The following is a 15,746-nucleotide window of genomic DNA, read 5'->3' as shown; positions in this document are numbered from 1 at the left end:
GCGGCAGAGCGGCGGATGTGCTCGACCATGGTCGACAGGGCTTCGCCCATCTGGTTGAAGCTGCGGGCCAACTGGCCGATTTCGTCATGGCTGGCAACGTTCAGCCGTGCGCTAAGGTCACCGCCGCCCAGGGCCTGGGCCTGGCGCACCAGGTCGCTCAGCGGTGCCAGCTTGCTGCGCAGCAGCCAGACCGTAGCGCCCACCGCCAGCAGCATGGCCAGCAGGCTGCCGATCACCAGCCGAATACCAACGCTCCAGGTCACCGCGCGGATCTCTGCCTTGGGCATGCTCGCCACCACCAACCAGGGGCCCCCCTCGAACGGCACTGCCAGGCTGTAGAAGTCTTCGCCCTGATCACTCCAGAAACGCCCCTTGCCCGGCTCCTTGGCCGCTTGCGCCATGACCTGCGCCGCCTGCTCCGGCGCCTGCACGCCGGCCGGTGGCACCAGCCACTTGTTCTGCTCGTCGAGCAGGGCCAGGGAGCCGCTCTGGCCGATGCGGAAGCGCTTGAGGTTGGCGAACTGGGCATTTTGCGCATCGGTGTAATCGAAGCCGACAAACAGCACCGCGATGACCTTGCCGCTGCGGTCCAGCACCGGGGTGTACTGGGTCATGTAGAAGCGTTCGAAGAGCAAGGCCCGGCCCACATAACCCTGGCCCGCCATGAGTTTCTGATAGGCCGGGTGGGCATGGTCGAGCAAGGTGCCGATGGCGCGGCTGCCATCCTGCTTGCTCAGGGAGGTACTGACCCGCACGAAGTCATCGCCACTGCGCACGAACAAGGTCGCCACACCGGCGGTCATCTGCTTGAACTGGTCGACTTCGGCGAAGTTGTTGTTCAGCACCACATCCCCCAGGTGCAATCCCGGGGTCTGCACCCCGGCCACGCTCACCGGTTGTTCCGGATGCAGGCTCAGGCCGCTGCTGAAGCGGTTTTCGAACAGGCCGCTGAGGCGCTGGGTGCTCTCGCGCAGGCTGCCGTGGAACGTGTTGAGCTGATCGGCCAGCAGGCGGGCTTCACTGGCCAGGTGTTCCTCTCGGGTGTCGAGGTTCGCCGAGTCCAGCGAACGCAAGGCGAACAGGGTGCTGCCGCTGATCACCAGGGCGAGTATCAAGGCAAGGGCGAGCCCTAGCTGAGAGGCTATGCGGGCACGGGGTTGGGACATGATGGCTCCTTGCCGAGAAGGCGGATCATCCTGATCGGTCAGCACCCTCGGCAGTCATAATTCTAAGATTTTTAATCAGTTAGGACCTTCCTGAACGCTGGTTCCATAACCCATGGATTCGGCGGCACAAGCCAATACTTGAGCGCTTTGCAGGGATATTTGCACGCCCCGCCAGCCGGGTACTGCAACGTTTCAGCCCAGGCGCTCTACGGCGGGCAGTTGCATGGCCTGGACCTCGCCCTGAAGGAAGTCGCTGAGGCGCCGCAAACGCTCGCCTCCGGGCCGGGTCCTGGGCCACACCAGATAGTAGTTCAGGCCACTGGCCACCGCTGTCGGCCAGGGCAGGCTCAAGCGACCCTGGGCCACATCCTCGGCCACCATCAGCAAGTCCCCCATGGACACGCCGTAACCCCGCGCGGCGGCAATCATCCCCAGCTCCAGGGTGTCGAACACCTGCCCGCCCTTGAGGGACACCTGGTCGGTCAGGCCCATGTGCTCCAGCCAACTGCGCCAGTCGCGGCGGTCCGGGGTCGGGTGCAACAGCTCGGTGGCGGCCAGGCGCGCCACGTCCCAGGGCTGATCATTGAGCAGGTTCGGCGCGCCCACCGGAATCAGCAGTTCGGGAAACAGGTAGCTGGCCTCCCAGTCCGGGGGGAAGTGGCCATTGCTCAGCAGCACCGCGCAGTCGAAGGGCTCCTGGTTGAAGTCCACCGAGTCCACGTCCATCCAGGCACTGGTGAGCTGCACCTCATTGCCCGGCTGCAAATGGCGGAAGCGGCTGAGTCGCGCCAACAGCCAGCGCATGGTCAGGGTCGAGGGCGCCTTCATGCGCAAGATGTCATCTTCGGCACGCAGGGTATTGCAGGCCCGTTCCAGGGCACCGAAGCCCTCGCGTATCCCCGGCAGCAGCAAGCGCGCCGCCTCGGTCAGTTGCAAGTTGCGCCCGCTGCGCTGGAACAGCCGGCAAGCGAAGTGATCCTCCAGGGTCCGGATATGCCGGCTGACCGCGCTCTGGGTGATCGACAGCTCTTCGGCTGCCCGGGTGAACGAGCTGTGCCGGGCCGCTGCCTCGAAGGCGCGCAGGGCATACAGCGGAGGAAGACGACGGGACATGCAGGCACTCCAGGACGGGACAGGGCCACGCTACCAGAAAGTGCTTCGCATGAGTTTTAATCATGCCAGCAATCGTTTTTATCCCTTTGTGCTATGGGCCAAGAGCGCCGAGAATCAGCGCTCTCCCGGACTTTCCCCTGATCGAGCCTGATGACCATGCAGCATCCAGCACGTACCGAACTCTGGGCCATCCTGCGGCTGGCGGGGCCGCTGATCGCCTCGCAGCTGGCGCACATGCTGATGGTCCTCACCGACACCCTGATGATGGCCCGCCTGAGCCCCGAGGCCCTGGCCGGCGGCGGCCTGGGTGCGGCCAGCTACTCCTTCGTATCAATCTTCTGCATCGGCGTGATTGCCGCGGTGGGCACGCTGGTAGCGATCCGCCAGGGCGCTGGCGACATCGAGGGCGCCGCGCGTCTGACCCAGGCCGGGCTCTGGCTGGCCTGGCTGATGGCCCTGGTGGCCGGCCTGCTGCTGTGGAACCTCAAGCCGCTGCTGTTGCTGTTCGGCCAGACCGAAAGCAACGTCCACGCCGCCGGCCAGTTCCTGCTGATCCTGCCGTTCGCCCTGCCCGGCTACCTGAGTTTCATGGCCCTGCGCGGCTTCACCAGCGCCATCGGCCGGGCCACGCCGGTGATGGTCATCAGCCTGGGCGGCACCGTGGCCAACTTCCTCCTCAACTACGCGCTGATCACCGGCATGTTCGGCCTGCCGAAGCTCGGCCTGGTGGGCATTGGCCTGGTGACCGCCATCGTCGCCAACTGCATGGCCGTGGCCCTGGCCTGGCACATCAAGCGCCACCCGGCCTACGCCTCCTACCCGCTGCGCCAGGGCCTGTCCCGGCTGAACACCCATTACCTGCGGGAACTGTGGCGCCTGGGCCTGCCCATCGGCGGCACCTACGCGGTGGAAGTCGGGCTGTTTGCCTTCGCCGCCCTGTGCATGGGCACCATGGGCAGCACGCAACTGGCAGCGCACCAGATCGCCCTGCAGATCGTCTCGGTGGCGTTCATGGTGCCGGCGGGGATTTCCTACGCCATCACCATGCGCATCGGCCAGCATTACGGCGCCGGGCAATTGCTCGATGCACGATTGGCCGGGCGCGTGGGCATCGCCTTTGGCGCGGTGGCGATGCTGGGGTTCGCCATGATCTTCTGGCTGCTGCCCAACCAACTGATCGGGCTGTTCCTCGACCACAACGACCCGGCCTTCGCCGAGGTGATCCGGCTGGCCGTGAGCCTGCTGGCGGTGGCCGCCTGGTTCGAGCTGTTCGACGGCACCCAGACCATCGCCATGGGCGCGATCCGGGGCCTCAAGGATGCCAAGACTACCTTCCTGGTGGGTCTGGGCTGCTACTGGCTGATTGGCGCACCTTCGGCCTGGCTGATGGCCTTCACCCTGGGCTGGGGGCCGACCGGTGTCTGGTGGGGCCTGGCCCTGGGGCTGGCGTGTGCGGCCATCAGCCTGACCCTGGCATTCGAGTGGCGAATGCGCCGCATGATCCGGCGCGAGCCGCCCGTGCCGGCCATGACTCTCCAGGCCGGCCAGGCGGATTGAGCCCGAACCGGCGTCGGTTTAAACCGTCCCTTCCTGCAGCGCCTGCTGGCTGCTGCCGAAGGTCAGATAGTCCATCAGTTCCGCCAGGGGCAGCGGCTTGCTGATCAGATAGCCCTGGGCCTGGTCGCAACCAAAGCCCCGCAGCAAGGCCAGCTGTTCCGCCGTCTCCACGCCTTCGGCCACCACATTCAGGTTCAGGTTATGGGCCAGGTTGATCATGGCGTGGACCAGCTTGCGGTTCTCTTCGCGCTGCTCCATGCCGCCGACAAAGCTCTTGTCCACCTTGAGCAGGGTAATGGGCAGGCTGTTGAGGTGGACGAAGGAAGAGAAGCCGGTACCGAAATCGTCCAGGGAGAAACGCACTCCCAGGCGCCCCAGGGCATCCATGGTCTGCTTCACCAGGTCACTGCGGCGCATCACTGCGGTCTCGGTCAATTCGAATTCCAGCCACTGGGCCTCGACTCCGCGCTCGGCAATCAGGCGGCTCAGGGTCGAGAGCAGTTGGCTGTCCTGGAACTGGCGGAACGACAGGTTCACCGCCATGTGCAACGGCGGCAGGCCGCGTTCGCGCAGGGCCTGCATGTCCCGCAGGGCTCGGGAAATCACCCAGTAGCCCAGGGGCACGATCAGCCCGCTCTGCTCGGCCAGGGGCACGAACTCGCTGGGCGGCAGCAGGCCGCGCTCGCCATGGCGCCAGCGCACCAGGGCTTCGAGGCCCACGATCTTGCCGTCATGCAGGTTCAGCCGGGGCTGGTAGTGCAGCTCCAGTTCGTCGCGGCGCAGGGCCCGGCGCAGTTCGCTTTCCAGGTCGGCCAGGCTGCGAGCGTTGCGATTGATCCGCTCGTTGAAGATATGAAAGGTGCAGCCCTGGGTGCTCTTGGCCTGTTGCATGGCGATGTGTGCATGCCACATCAGCGGGTCGGCGCCGGCATTGGCCCGGGCATGGGCAATCCCCAGGCTGCAGCCGATCAGCAGGCTTTCGCCATCGACCCAATAGGGCTCGGCCATGGCTTCGGTGATGCGCTCGGCCATCCACTCGGCCCGCTGTGGAGCGCGGCGGGTGTCGATGAGCAAGGCAAACTCATCACTGCCCAGGCGGGCCAGTTGATCGCCGGCCTCAAGCTGGCTTTTCAGGCGCGAGACCACCTGCAGGATCAGCCGGTCGCCGGCCTGGTGGCCCAGGGCGTCGTTGGCGTGGCGGAAATTGTCCAGGTCGAGATGGCCCAGGGCCAGGCCACGGCCTTCGTTTTCCGCCAGGCGCGCGGCCAGCAAGGTCTGGAACCCCTGGCGGTTGGCGATGCCGGTCAGGGGGTCCTGCTCTGCCAGGCGCTGCAGGGTGTTTTCCAGCAGGCCGCGCTCACGTACATGGCGCAGGCAACGGCGCAGGGCATCGGTACTCAGGCAGGAACTCACCAACCAGTCGCTGACGCCTACAGGGGCTACGGGCGGTTCCTGGTCCAGCAGCAACACGGTGGGCAGGCTGCAACGCCCGGGGCCGGGCTGCAAATGAGGAAGGGTCAACAGGACCGCGTTGCGGTCGTCTTCAAACAAACGGCTGACAGACTCCCAGCTGGGAGCACTGATCAATACCACCGAGTCTCCCAACGGAGCGACACACTCGCGCAACAACGCTGTCCACACCGGCTCTTCAGCCAGTAGCAGCAAACGCAAGGGTTCGACAGGCTTAGACAAGCTAGCTCCCTAGACTCTGCAAATTAAGTTGGCGGCGGGCATTATGGCGCGCAAATAAACAATAACAATTGATATTGATTATCATACGCAATTTCTTGTACCGCTCTAACTCGAACATTAGACGCATATTCAGCGCGCATCCTGAGGGAAAGTATCAAAACCGGCAAATTTAGATCGCGTTGTGCGTCACAAGTCGGACAGAGGCAGCAGAATCCGTCCAGCCTGTTAAAATGCCCGCCCTTTTCGTAACCGATCCCTTTTTACCGTCATGTCCCGACTCAATCCCCGGCAGCAAGAAGCCGTGAACTATGTCGGCGGCCCTCTTTTGGTGCTCGCCGGCGCAGGCTCCGGCAAGACCAGCGTGATCACCCGCAAGATCGCGCACCTGATCCAGAATTGCGGCATCCGCGCTCAGTACATTGTCGCCATGACCTTTACCAACAAGGCCGCGCGGGAAATGAAGGAGCGGGTCGGCACCCTGCTGCGCAGTGGCGAAGGCCGTGGCCTGACGGTCTCGACCTTCCACAACCTGGGCCTGAACATCATCCGCAAGGAGCATGTGCGGCTGGGCTACAAGCCGGGCTTCTCGATCTTTGACGAGACTGACGTCAAGGCCCTGATGACCGACATCATGCAGAAGGAGTATTCCGGGGACGACGGCGTCGACGAGATCAAGAACATGATCGGCTCGTGGAAGAACGACCTGATCCTGCCCGCCGAGGCCCTGGAAAACGCCCGCAACCCCAAGGAACAGACCGCCGCCATCGTCTACACCCACTACCAGCGCACGCTCAAGGCGTTCAACGCAGTGGACTTCGACGACCTGATCCTGCTGCCGGTGAAGCTGTTCGAAGAGCACGCCGACATCCTGGAGAAATGGCAGAACAAGGTGCGCTACCTGCTGGTGGACGAATACCAGGACACCAACGCCAGCCAGTACCTGCTGGTGAAGATGCTGATCGGCAAGCGCAACCAGTTCACCGTGGTGGGCGACGATGACCAGTCGATCTACGCCTGGCGCGGCGCACGCCCGGAAAACCTGATGCTGCTCAAGGACGACTACCCGTCCCTGAAAGTGGTGATGCTGGAGCAGAACTACCGCTCCACCAGCCGTATCCTGCGCTGCGCCAACGTGCTGATCTCCAACAACCCCCACGAATTCGAAAAGCAGCTGTGGAGCGAGATGGGCCACGGCGACGAGATCCGCGTGATCCGCTGCCGCAACGAAGATGCCGAGGCCGAACGGGTGGCCATGGAAATCCTCAGCCTGCACCTGCGCACCGACCGCCCCTACAGCGACTTCGCCATTCTTTACCGGGGTAACTACCAGGCCAAGCTGATCGAACTGAAGCTGCAGCACCACCAGGTGCCCTATCGCCTGTCCGGCGGTAACAGCTTCTTCGGACGCCAGGAAGTAAAGGATCTGATGGCCTACTTCCGCCTGATCGTGAACCCGGATGACGACAACGCCTTCCTCCGGGTGATCAACGTGCCGCGCCGGGAAATCGGTTCCACGACCCTGGAAAAACTCGGCAACTACGCCACCGAACGCAAGATCTCGATGTACGCCGCCACCGACGAGATCGGCCTGGGCGAACATCTGGACAGCCGCTTCACCGACCGCCTGGCGCGCTTCAAGCGCTTCATGGACCGGGTCCGCGAACAGTGCGCCGGCGAAGACCCGATTTCCGCCCTGCGCAGCATGGTCATGGACATCGACTACGAGAACTGGCTGCGCACCAACAGCTCCAGCGACAAGGCGGCGGACTACCGGATGGGCAACGTCTGGTTCCTGATCGAGGCCTTGAAGAACACCCTGGAAAAAGACGAAGACGGCGAGATGACCGTCGAAGACGCCATCGGCAAGCTGGTCCTGCGCGACATGCTGGAACGTCAGCAGGAGGAGGAGGACGGCGCCGAGGGCGTGCAGATGATGACCTTGCATGCCTCCAAGGGTCTGGAATTTCCCTACGTGTTCATCATGGGCATGGAAGAGGAAATCCTCCCGCACCGCTCCAGTATCGAAGCCGATACCATCGAGGAAGAACGGCGCCTGGCCTATGTGGGCATTACCCGCGCGCGTCAGACCCTGGCCTTTACCTTTGCGGCCAAGCGCAAGCAGTACGGTGAAATCATCGACTGCGCGCCAAGCCGCTTCCTCGATGAGCTGCCCCCGGACGATCTGGCCTGGGAAGGCAACGACGACACCCCGACCGAAGTGAAGGCCGTTCGCGGCAATAGCGCCTTGGCGGATATACGCGCGATGTTAAAGCGTTAAAATCGACTATTTTTTAACAGACCTTTGGCCCAGACGTGGCCAGTAGAGGAAGCTCCGTGGAAGCACTGCACAAGAAAATTCGCGAAGAAGGCATCGTGCTTTCCGATCAAGTACTGAAGGTCGACGCCTTTCTGAACCATCAGATCGACCCGCAGTTGATGAAGTTGATCGGCGACGAATTCGCCACGCTGTTCAAGGATTCGGGCATCACCAAGATCGTCACTATCGAAGCCTCAGGGATAGCCCCGGCGATCATGACCGGTCTGAACCTGGGCGTGCCGGTGATCTTCGCCCGCAAGCACCAGTCCCTGACCCTGACCGAGAACCTGCTGTCGGCCACCGTGTACTCCTTCACCAAGCAGGTGGAAAGCACCGTCGCCATTTCCCCGCGGCACCTGACCAGCAGCGACCGCGTGCTGATCATCGACGACTTCCTGGCCAACGGTAAGGCGTCCCAGGCACTGATCTCGATCATCAAGCAGGCCGGCGCCACCGTGGCCGGCCTGGGCATCGTCATCGAGAAGTCGTTCCAGGGCGGTCGTGCCGAACTGGACTCCCAGGGCTACCGCGTGGAATCCCTGGCCCGGGTCAAATCCCTGGCCGGCGGCGTGGTCACCTTCATCGAGTAACCCCGCCCGCCAGAGCAACAGACTTGTGTAGGAACTGGCTTGCCAGCGAAGACGCCCTTGAGAGCAGCGCAAGACTTGAAGGCCCATTCGCCGGCAAGCCGTCTCCTACGACAAGGTGGGAGCCGTGGCCTGCAGACCCGCCAGCAGGAACCGCTGGTACAGGTCTTCACGCAGGCCTTCGGGTTTCTCCAGCCCCATGCGTTCCAAGTGCTCGGCAAACGCCGCGGGCTCCGGTGCGTCGAGTGCCGCCTTGCCCAGCTCGAGGATCTCGCTGAGCTTGAACTTGCTCTTGAGCCAGTTCAGCGCCCGCAGCAGATCGCGCTCCTGGGCGCTGAAATCACTGCCCAGCGGATACTCCGGGAACAGGTGGCGATGACGCGCCTGAATGTTCTGCAAACGCTGTGGGCTGTTGTCGGCAAAACGCGGCTCCAGACGAAAGTCCTTCGCCAGCTTGCCGGCTTTCTGTGCCTGCTCGATCAATCCGGCCTGGAAGCGTGAATCGCTGATATTGAGCAACGCCTCGATCACCTTGGCGTCCGTCTTGCCCCGCAGATCGGCGATGCCGTACTCGGTGATCACGATGTCCCGCAGGTGCCGGGGGATGGTGCAGTGGCCGTATTCCCAGACAATGTTGGAACTCACCTCCCCCGCCGACTCGCGCCAGCTGCGCAGGATCAGCACCGAGCGGGCATCCGCCAGGGCATGGCCCTGGGCGACGAAGTTGTATTGCCCGCCCACCCCGCTCAGCACGCGGCCGCCCTGCAGCTGGTCGGACACCGCCGCCCCCATCAGGGTCATGGTGAAGGCGCTGTTGATAAAGCGCGCATCCCGGCGTTGCAGACGCTTGAGCTCCTCATGGCCATACAGCTCGTTGATGTAGCTGATGGCGGTCATGTTGAACTGCGCCAGCCTGCTCTTGGGCAGCTCCCGCAGGCGCTGATAGAAGCTGCGCGGGCCAAGGAAGAAACCGCCATGGATCGAGACCCCGCCGACAGCCGAATCCGGATCCAGGGTGCCGGCATTGGCTTGCTCTTGCAGCGCCACGGTCGGGTACACCTTGCGCCGCACGATGCCCGCGTCGGCCAGGGCCAGCAGGCCGTTGACGAACATTTCGCTGCAGCCGTAGAGCCCCTGGGCAAAGGGCTCGATACCCCCTTCGCGATCGATCAGCGGCTGCCAGTAATCCACCTGTAGGTCCGCCAGCAGTGCGCGGTAGCCCTCGTTGTCCGCCTGCCGTGCGAGCAAGGCCGCGGTCAGCGCATCGCCCATGGAGCCAATGCCGATCTGCAGGGTGCCGCCGTCGCGCACCAAGGTGCTGGCGTGCAGGCCTATGCAATGGTCCTGGATGCCCACGGGCATGTTCGGTGTGGAGAACAACGTACTGCGTTCCTCTTCGTCGATCAGCAGGTCGAGGTCCGCGGCATCGATTTCCGAGTCACCCGGCATATAGGGCAGGTCGCTGTGGACCTGGCCGAGGATCAAGATGGTTTCCCCCTGCGCCCGGCGCTTGGCAATCATCGGCAACATGTCGAGGGTGATGTCCGGGTTGCAGCTCAGGCTCAGGCGTCCCGCGTCTTGCGGGTCCCTGGCCAGCAGTTGCGCCACCAGGTTCAGACCGGCTGCGTTGATGTCCCGGGCGGCATGGCTGTAGTTGCTGCTGACGTAGTCCTGCTGCGCCGGGGCACTGTGCAGGAGGCTGCCGGGCTGCATGAAGAACTGCTCGACGCGAATGTTCGCCGGCAGGCTGTCGCGATGCAGGTCAGCGAGAAAATCCAGCTCCGGGTAGTCACCGAATACCCGTTCGACGAAGGGTTCGAGGAAGCGCTTCTGCAAACCGTCGCCCAGGGCCGGCCGGCCCAGGCTCAAAGCGGTGTAGATGGTCAGCTGGCGTTCCGGCATCCCGGCGATGCGCCGGTACAGGGCATTGGCGAAACGATTGGGTTTACCCAGCCCCAGGGGCATGCCCATGTGAATGTGTTGCGGCAAACGCGCGAGCACTTCATCCACCGCATGCTCGATAGAACAGGATTGCAGCATCTGACCCTCCGGGGACCGTCCATGAATTGAGGTTGGACCGAGCTTGCCGGGAGTTTGCTGCATTGACCAGTACACAGGGCGAATTACGCCCACAAAAAAGCCGCTCGTAAGCGGCTTTTTCGCTGAAGATGGCGGCTTATTTCAGGCCGGACATCTTCTGGATTGCACCTTTGAGCTCGTCATCGGAGCAATCGGCGCAAGTGCCTTTAGGCGGCATTGCGTTGATCCCGGTGATGGCCTTGGCCAGGATACCGTCGAGGCCGCCCTGGTGATCGGCGCGCTCTTTCCAGGCTGCGGTGTCACCGATTTTCGGTGCGCCCAACAGGCCGGTGCCGTGGCAAGCGTTGCAGTGCTTGGCGATCACGTCATCCGGGGATTTCGCGCCACCGCCACCGCCCGCAGAGGCGGCCACTTCCATACCCTTGCATTCCTGCCCCTGAACGCAGACCTGGCCGACAGGCTCAAGACGCTTGGCAATATCATCATTAGTCGCAGCTTGAGCGCTGACTGCCCAAAGGGCCAATACGGTTGCTGGTGCGGCCAGCATTTTCATAATTAGGTTCACGCGTACACCCTCAATGGTGGCTAGTCACGCCTGCGGCCACGGTTTCGCAGGCGGGCGAAAGTATAACGGTTAGCCCGCCACACTGAAACAACCCCAAAGTCGAAGGGGTCTTATTCGCGGCAAAATGTCGCTGGGGGCCTCTCTGCAAGCCTTGCAGGACGCCTCTTGATCTAGAAGTTCGCCGGAGTGGCTGCGCTGATTAGTCGCGCCGGAACATCGAACGGATTACGGAAACGGTGCGGCTTCGTACTCTCAAAGTAGTAGCTATCGCCGGCTTCGAGGACAAATGTTTCAAGCCCTACCACCAGTTCCAGGCGCCCCTCGAGGAGAATCCCGGTTTCCTCGCCGTCGTGGGTGAGCATCTCTTCACCGGTATCGGCACCCGGCGGGTAGATCTCGTTGAGGAAGGCAATGGCGCGGCTCGGATGAGCCCGGCCCACCAGCTTCATGGTCACCGCACCATCGGAGATGTCGATCAGTTCGTGGGCCTTGTAGACGATCTGAGAAGGCGTTTCCTGGAGAATTTCCTCGGAAAAGAACTCCACCATGGACATGGGAATGCCGCCCAGCACCTTGCGCAGCGAGCTGATCGAGGGGCTGACGCTGTTCTTTTCGATCATTGAAATGGTGCTATTGGTGACGCCCGCACGCTTGGCGAGTTCACGCTGGGAAAGACCTTTCAGTTTACGGATGGATTGCAGTCGTTCACCGACGTCCAATGCGGCAGCCTCCTAGGCGGGAATCAGGCGTTGTTGTAATTGAGCGTTATCATGGCGACAGCGTTCAGTATTTACAACACTTGCTCCCGATTCCCCCCGGGAAGGCGACTTTCGGTACAGCCCACGGAATCTCAGCCTTCGCAGTACACCAACGGTACCCGGCGCAGGTTGCAGAACAGCTGATAAGGGATGGTATCGGCGGCCTGCGCAACATCGCTGGCGAGGATGTTCTTGCCCCACAACTCCACGGTCGAACCAAGGCCGGCCTGGGGCACGTCCGTCAGGTCGACACACAGCATGTCCATGGACACCCGGCCCAGCAGGCGGCTGCGCTGGCCGGCCACCAGTACCGGCGTACCAGTAGGCGCATGGCGCGGATAACCGTCGGCATACCCCATGGCTACCACGCCGATGCGCATTGGCCTGTCGGTGATGAACCTGGCGCCGTAGCCCACCGGCTCGCCGGCCGGCAGTTCACGCACGCAGATCACCTTGGACTCCAGGGTCATTACCGGCTGCAAGCGCGCGGCCACCGAGTTGTTTTCTTCGAACGGCGTCGAACCGTAGAGCATGATGCCCGGGCGCACCCAATCGCTGGGTACGCTGGGCCAGCCCATGACCGCCGGCGAATTGCGCAGGCTGATTTCCGCTCCGAGGCCCTGGCGAGCCGCTTCGAATACCGCCACCTGCTCGCTACTACGCGGGCAGTCCAGTTCATCGGCGCGGGCAAAGTGGCTCATCAGCACGATCTTCTCGACCTTGCCGCTGGCCTGCAGGCGCTGATACGCCGCCTGGTAATCCTTGGGATGCAGGCCGACCCGGTGCATGCCCGAATCCAGCTTGAGCCAGACCGTCAGTGGCTTGGCCACGGCCGCCTGCTCGATGGCTTCGAGTTGCCACAGCGAATGCACCACGCACCAGAAATCATGCTCGACGATCAGCGCCAGCTCGGATGCTTCGAAAAAACCTTCCAGCAGCAGCACCGGCGCACGAATGCCCGCGGCGCGCAGCTCCAGGGCTTCTTCGATGCAGGCCACGGCGAAACCGTCGGCCTCGCCTTCCAGCGCCTGGGCGCAGCGCACCGCGCCATGGCCGTAGGCATCGGCCTTGATCACCGCGAGAGCACGAACTCCCGAGATTTCACGGGCCAGTTGGTAGTTGTGACGCAGGGCTTGGAGATCGATCAGGGCACGGGCAGGGCGCATGGCGGCAGACTTCTAGGCGGTCATGGGGAATAAAAAACCGGTGCTGGATAACGGCGAGCCGCCACCGGCACCGGGAGAGGGATCTTGTCGCTTAAGGCAGAGCGGCCACTACGGACAGCTCGACCAGGATTTCCGGTTCGCACAGCTTGGCTTCGACCGTGGCCCGGGCCGGCGCCACGCCTTTTGGCAGCCACTGGTCCCAGACACTGTTCATGCCAGCGAAGTGGGCATCGATGTCCTTCAGGTAGATGGTCACCGACAGCAGCTTGCTCTTGTCGGTACCGGCCAGGTCCAGCAGGCGTTCGATGTTGGCCAGGGTCTCGCGGGTCTGCTGTTCGATCCCGGCCTGCATGTCATCGCCGACTTGCCCGGACAGATACACCGTACCGCCGTGGACAACAATCTGGCTCATGCGCTCATTGGTGAGCTGGCGCTGGATTGACATGTTTAGCTGACTCCTGAGGGTTACCGTAACGGGAAATATCGAGGCCTTCGGCGCTGATCTGCGGCTTTTTCTTGGCCATCAGGTCCGCCAGCAGGCGACCGGAACCGCAAGCCATTGTCCAGCCGAGCGTACCGTGGCCAGTGTTCAAGAACAGGTTGCGGAACGGCGTGGCGCCCACAATCGGCGTGCCATCCGGGGTAGTGGGACGCAGCCCGGTCCAGAAACTGGCCTGGGACAGGTCGCCGCCCTGAGGATAGAGATCGTTGACGATCATCTCCAGCGTTTCACGCCGGCGCGGATTGAGCGAGAGGTCAAAACCGGCTATCTCAGCCATTCCGCCGACCCGGATCCGGTTGTCGAAACGGGTGATCGCGACCTTGTAGGTTTCGTCGAGGATGGTGGAAGTGGGGGCCATGGCCGGGTTGGTGATCGGCACGGTCAGGGAATAACCCTTGAGCGGGTACACCGGCGCCTTGATGCCCAGCGGCTTGAGCAATTGCGGCGAGTAGCTGCCCAGGGCCAGCACGTAGCGGTCGGCGGTTTCCAGCTTGCCGTCGATCCACACGCCGTTGATCCGGTCACCGGCAAAGTCGATGCGCTGGATGTCCTGGCCGAAGCGGAATTCCACACCCAGCTTGCTGGCCATTTCCGCCAGGCGCGTGGTGAAGATCTGGCAGTCGCCAGTCTGGTCGTTGGGCAGGCGCAGGGCACCGGCGAGGATGTCAGTGACGTTGGCCAGGGCCGGCTCGACCCGGGCGATGCCTTCGCGGTCCAGCAGTTCGAACGGCACGCCGGATTCCTTGAGCACGGCGATGTCTTTCGCCGCACCGTCCAGCTGCGCCTGGGTGCGGAACAGCTGGGTAGTGCCCAGGCTGCGGCCTTCGTAGGCAATGCCGGTTTCCGCTCGCAACTCGTCGAGGCAGTCACGGCTGTATTCGGACAGGCGCACCATGCGCTCCTTGTTCACCGCATAGCGGCTGGCGGTGCAGTTGCGCAGCATCTGCGCCATCCACAGGTACTGGTCGATGTCGGCCGTGGCCTTGATCGCCAGTGGCGCGTGGCGCTGCAGCAGCCATTTGATGGCTTTGAGCGGTACACCCGGAGCGGCCCAGGGCGACGCATAGCCAGGCGAGACCTGGCCGGCGTTGGCGAAGCTGGTTTCCATGGCGGCGGCCGGCTGACGGTCCACTACGGTCACTTCAAATCCGGCTCGAGCCAGATAATAGGCACTGGTGGTTCCGATAACGCCACTGCCCAAGACCAGAACGCGCATTTTCATATCCTCATCGCGGCTTGACCGCTGACGTTTGTTATTCAGAGCAAAGATGGGCGCAGTGTAAGAAACATTGAGCAGTGATTTTCACTATATAACCGCCTATATTTGGCGAGAATTCTCGGCGATATTGCTTTTCACGGAGGGGCATCCCCTATGCGCACCAACCATCAGACCCGTCGGGCCCTGGACAAGATCGATCGCAATATCTTGCGGATACTCCAGGCCGACGGACGCATTTCCTTCACCGAGCTGGGGGAGCGAGTGGGCCTCTCCACCACCCCCTGCACCGAGCGCGTGCGCCGCCTGGAGCGCGAAGGGATCATCATGGGCTACAACGCGCGGCTCAATCCGCAGCACCTCAAGGGCAGCCTGCTGGTGTTCGTCGAGATCAGCCTGGACTACAAGTCCGGCGATACCTTCGAGGAGTTTCGCCGGGCGGTGCTGAAGCTGCCCCACGTACTGGAGTGCCACCTGGTGTCCGGCGACTTCGACTATCTGGTCAAGGCGCGGATCTCGGAAATGGCGTCCTACCGCAAGTTGCTGGGGGACATCCTGCTCAAGCTGCCCCACGTGCGCGAGTCCAAGAGCTACATCGTCATGGAAGAAGTGAAGGAGAGCCTGAGCCTGCCGATTCCGGATTGAAGCGAGAGGGTGAAGCCTTCCGGCAAGCCGGGGTGCGCGGGGCTAGACCAGGACCTGGCGAGTGCTGGCCATGTAGTCGTGGATCTGTTTTTCGACCCGAGGGTGGATCATCTCCACCGGGCGCCGGCCGTTGGGGCAAGGCAGGCTCGGCGTGGTGCCGAACAGGCGGCAGATCAGCGGACGCTCGTCATACACGGTGCAACCGTTGGGCCCCAGGTGCACGCAGTTGAGCTCGTCCATGGCAGCTTCCTGCTCGGCAGCGGTCTTGCGCGGCAGGCGGGACATTTCCTCCGGCGAGGTGGTCACCGGGCCGCAGCAGTCGTGGCAGCCGGGAACGCACTCGAAAGAGGGAATCTGCTGACGCAGGCTGCGGACGATTTGACGGTTACAGCTCATGAAAAAGACTACCGGGGCATGAATAG

General features: G+C 63.0%; 13 protein-coding genes and 1 pseudogene. 4 read left to right on the top strand and 10 right to left on the bottom strand.

The window, feature by feature from the left end; genetic code table 11:
• Nucleotides 1–44: 44 nt before the first annotated feature.
• Nucleotides 45–1,166, bottom strand: a pseudogene (locus tag AC1RMG_RS22530) (Cache 3/Cache 2 fusion domain-containing protein); the annotation flags it as partial.
• Between the two features lie 192 nt (nucleotides 1,167–1,358).
• Nucleotides 1,359–2,279, bottom strand: coding sequence for a LysR substrate-binding domain-containing protein (locus AC1RMG_RS22525; RefSeq protein WP_011064199.1), 921 nt, complete (start codon nucleotides 2,277–2,279; stop codon nucleotides 1,359–1,361).
• Between the two features lie 150 nt (nucleotides 2,280–2,429).
• Here AC1RMG_RS22525 and AC1RMG_RS22520 point away from each other — a divergent pair, with 150 nt between their 5' ends.
• Complete coding sequence (locus AC1RMG_RS22520; RefSeq protein WP_053154533.1) at nucleotides 2,430–3,836, top strand: NorM family multidrug efflux MATE transporter; 1,407 nt, start codon at nucleotides 2,430–2,432, stop codon at nucleotides 3,834–3,836.
• An 18-nt stretch (nucleotides 3,837–3,854) separates the two neighbouring features.
• Here AC1RMG_RS22520 and AC1RMG_RS22515 read toward each other — a convergent pair whose 3' ends face one another.
• Nucleotides 3,855–5,528 (bottom strand): putative bifunctional diguanylate cyclase/phosphodiesterase, encoded by a 1,674-nt coding sequence (locus AC1RMG_RS22515; RefSeq protein ID WP_011064201.1) that lies wholly within the window; start codon nucleotides 5,526–5,528, stop codon nucleotides 3,855–3,857.
• Nucleotides 5,529–5,796: 268 nt separating this feature from the next.
• Between AC1RMG_RS22515 and rep the strand changes: the two genes are divergently transcribed.
• Together rep and AC1RMG_RS22505 are read left to right on the top strand one after the other, a co-directional pair.
• Nucleotides 5,797–7,806, top strand: coding sequence for a DNA helicase Rep (gene rep, locus AC1RMG_RS22510; protein ID WP_011064202.1), 2,010 nt, complete (start codon nucleotides 5,797–5,799; stop codon nucleotides 7,804–7,806).
• A 56-nt stretch (nucleotides 7,807–7,862) separates the two neighbouring features.
• Nucleotides 7,863–8,435: a xanthine phosphoribosyltransferase gene (locus tag AC1RMG_RS22505; RefSeq protein ID WP_011064203.1), complete on the top strand. Its 573-nt coding sequence runs from the start codon at nucleotides 7,863–7,865 to the stop codon at nucleotides 8,433–8,435.
• 105 nt (nucleotides 8,436–8,540) lie between these two features.
• On the opposite strand, the gene AC1RMG_RS22500 is transcribed toward AC1RMG_RS22505, so the two are convergent.
• From AC1RMG_RS22500 to dadA, 6 genes are all read right to left on the bottom strand, one after another.
• Complete coding sequence (locus tag AC1RMG_RS22500; protein ID WP_493170326.1) at nucleotides 8,541–10,472, bottom strand: acetyl-CoA hydrolase/transferase C-terminal domain-containing protein; 1,932 nt, start codon at nucleotides 10,470–10,472, stop codon at nucleotides 8,541–8,543.
• Nucleotides 10,473–10,608: 136 nt separating this feature from the next.
• Nucleotides 10,609–11,025 carry a c-type cytochrome gene (locus AC1RMG_RS22495; RefSeq protein WP_011064205.1) on the bottom strand — a complete coding sequence of 139 codons (417 nt, stop codon included), beginning with the start codon at nucleotides 11,023–11,025 and terminating at the stop codon, nucleotides 10,609–10,611.
• A 182-nt stretch (nucleotides 11,026–11,207) separates the two neighbouring features.
• Nucleotides 11,208–11,756 (bottom strand): cupin domain-containing protein, encoded by a 549-nt coding sequence (locus tag AC1RMG_RS22490; protein WP_015637462.1) that lies wholly within the window; start codon nucleotides 11,754–11,756, stop codon nucleotides 11,208–11,210.
• Between the two features lie 131 nt (nucleotides 11,757–11,887).
• Entirely contained in the window at nucleotides 11,888–12,961 is a 1,074-nt protein-coding gene (alr, locus tag AC1RMG_RS22485) for an alanine racemase (RefSeq protein ID WP_019093097.1), read from the bottom strand.
• Nucleotides 12,962–13,052: 91 nt separating this feature from the next.
• Nucleotides 13,053–13,406, bottom strand: a complete 354-nt coding sequence (locus AC1RMG_RS22480; RefSeq protein WP_011064208.1) for a RidA family protein — start codon at nucleotides 13,404–13,406, stop codon at nucleotides 13,053–13,055.
• Nucleotides 13,378–14,679 carry a D-amino acid dehydrogenase gene (gene dadA / locus AC1RMG_RS22475; protein WP_011064209.1) on the bottom strand — a complete coding sequence of 434 codons (1,302 nt, stop codon included), beginning with the start codon at nucleotides 14,677–14,679 and terminating at the stop codon, nucleotides 13,378–13,380. Before dadA ends, AC1RMG_RS22480 begins: the two co-directional genes overlap by 29 nt.
• A gap of 156 nt (nucleotides 14,680–14,835) precedes the next feature.
• On the opposite strand from dadA, the gene AC1RMG_RS22470 reads away from it, so the two are divergent.
• Nucleotides 14,836–15,324 carry an Lrp/AsnC ligand binding domain-containing protein gene (locus tag AC1RMG_RS22470; RefSeq protein WP_011064210.1) on the top strand — a complete coding sequence of 163 codons (489 nt, stop codon included), beginning with the start codon at nucleotides 14,836–14,838 and terminating at the stop codon, nucleotides 15,322–15,324.
• Between the two features lie 42 nt (nucleotides 15,325–15,366).
• Here AC1RMG_RS22470 and AC1RMG_RS22465 read toward each other — a convergent pair whose 3' ends face one another.
• Entirely contained in the window at nucleotides 15,367–15,720 is a 354-nt protein-coding gene (locus tag AC1RMG_RS22465; protein ID WP_011064211.1) for a YkgJ family cysteine cluster protein, read from the bottom strand.
• Nucleotides 15,721–15,746 lie beyond the last annotated feature (26 nt).

Source organism: Pseudomonas sp. GW822-FHT04H02, from assembly GCF_058800645.1.
Note: the sequence above shows the minus strand (reverse complement) of the source record. Positions and strands in the feature narration are given on the sequence as shown.

Coding starts and splice junctions, on each gene's coding strand:
- AC1RMG_RS22525 (WP_011064199.1), bottom strand. CDS start 2,279: ATGTCCCGTCGTCTTCCTCCGCTGTATGCCCTGCGCGCCTTCGAGGCA.
- AC1RMG_RS22520 (WP_053154533.1), top strand. CDS start 2,430: ATGACCATGCAGCATCCAGCACGTACCGAACTCTGGGCCATCCTGCGG.
- rep (WP_011064202.1), top strand. CDS start 5,797: ATGTCCCGACTCAATCCCCGGCAGCAAGAAGCCGTGAACTATGTCGGC.
- AC1RMG_RS22500 (WP_493170326.1), bottom strand. CDS start 10,472: ATGCTGCAATCCTGTTCTATCGAGCATGCGGTGGATGAAGTGCTCGCG.
- AC1RMG_RS22495 (WP_011064205.1), bottom strand. CDS start 11,025: ATGAAAATGCTGGCCGCACCAGCAACCGTATTGGCCCTTTGGGCAGTC.
- alr (WP_019093097.1), bottom strand. CDS start 12,961: ATGCGCCCTGCCCGTGCCCTGATCGATCTCCAAGCCCTGCGTCACAAC.
- AC1RMG_RS22480 (WP_011064208.1), bottom strand. CDS start 13,406: ATGTCAATCCAGCGCCAGCTCACCAATGAGCGCATGAGCCAGATTGTT.
- dadA (WP_011064209.1), bottom strand. CDS start 14,679: ATGCGCGTTCTGGTCTTGGGCAGTGGCGTTATCGGAACCACCAGTGCC.
- AC1RMG_RS22470 (WP_011064210.1), top strand. CDS start 14,836: ATGCGCACCAACCATCAGACCCGTCGGGCCCTGGACAAGATCGATCGC.
- AC1RMG_RS22465 (WP_011064211.1), bottom strand. CDS start 15,720: ATGAGCTGTAACCGTCAAATCGTCCGCAGCCTGCGTCAGCAGATTCCC.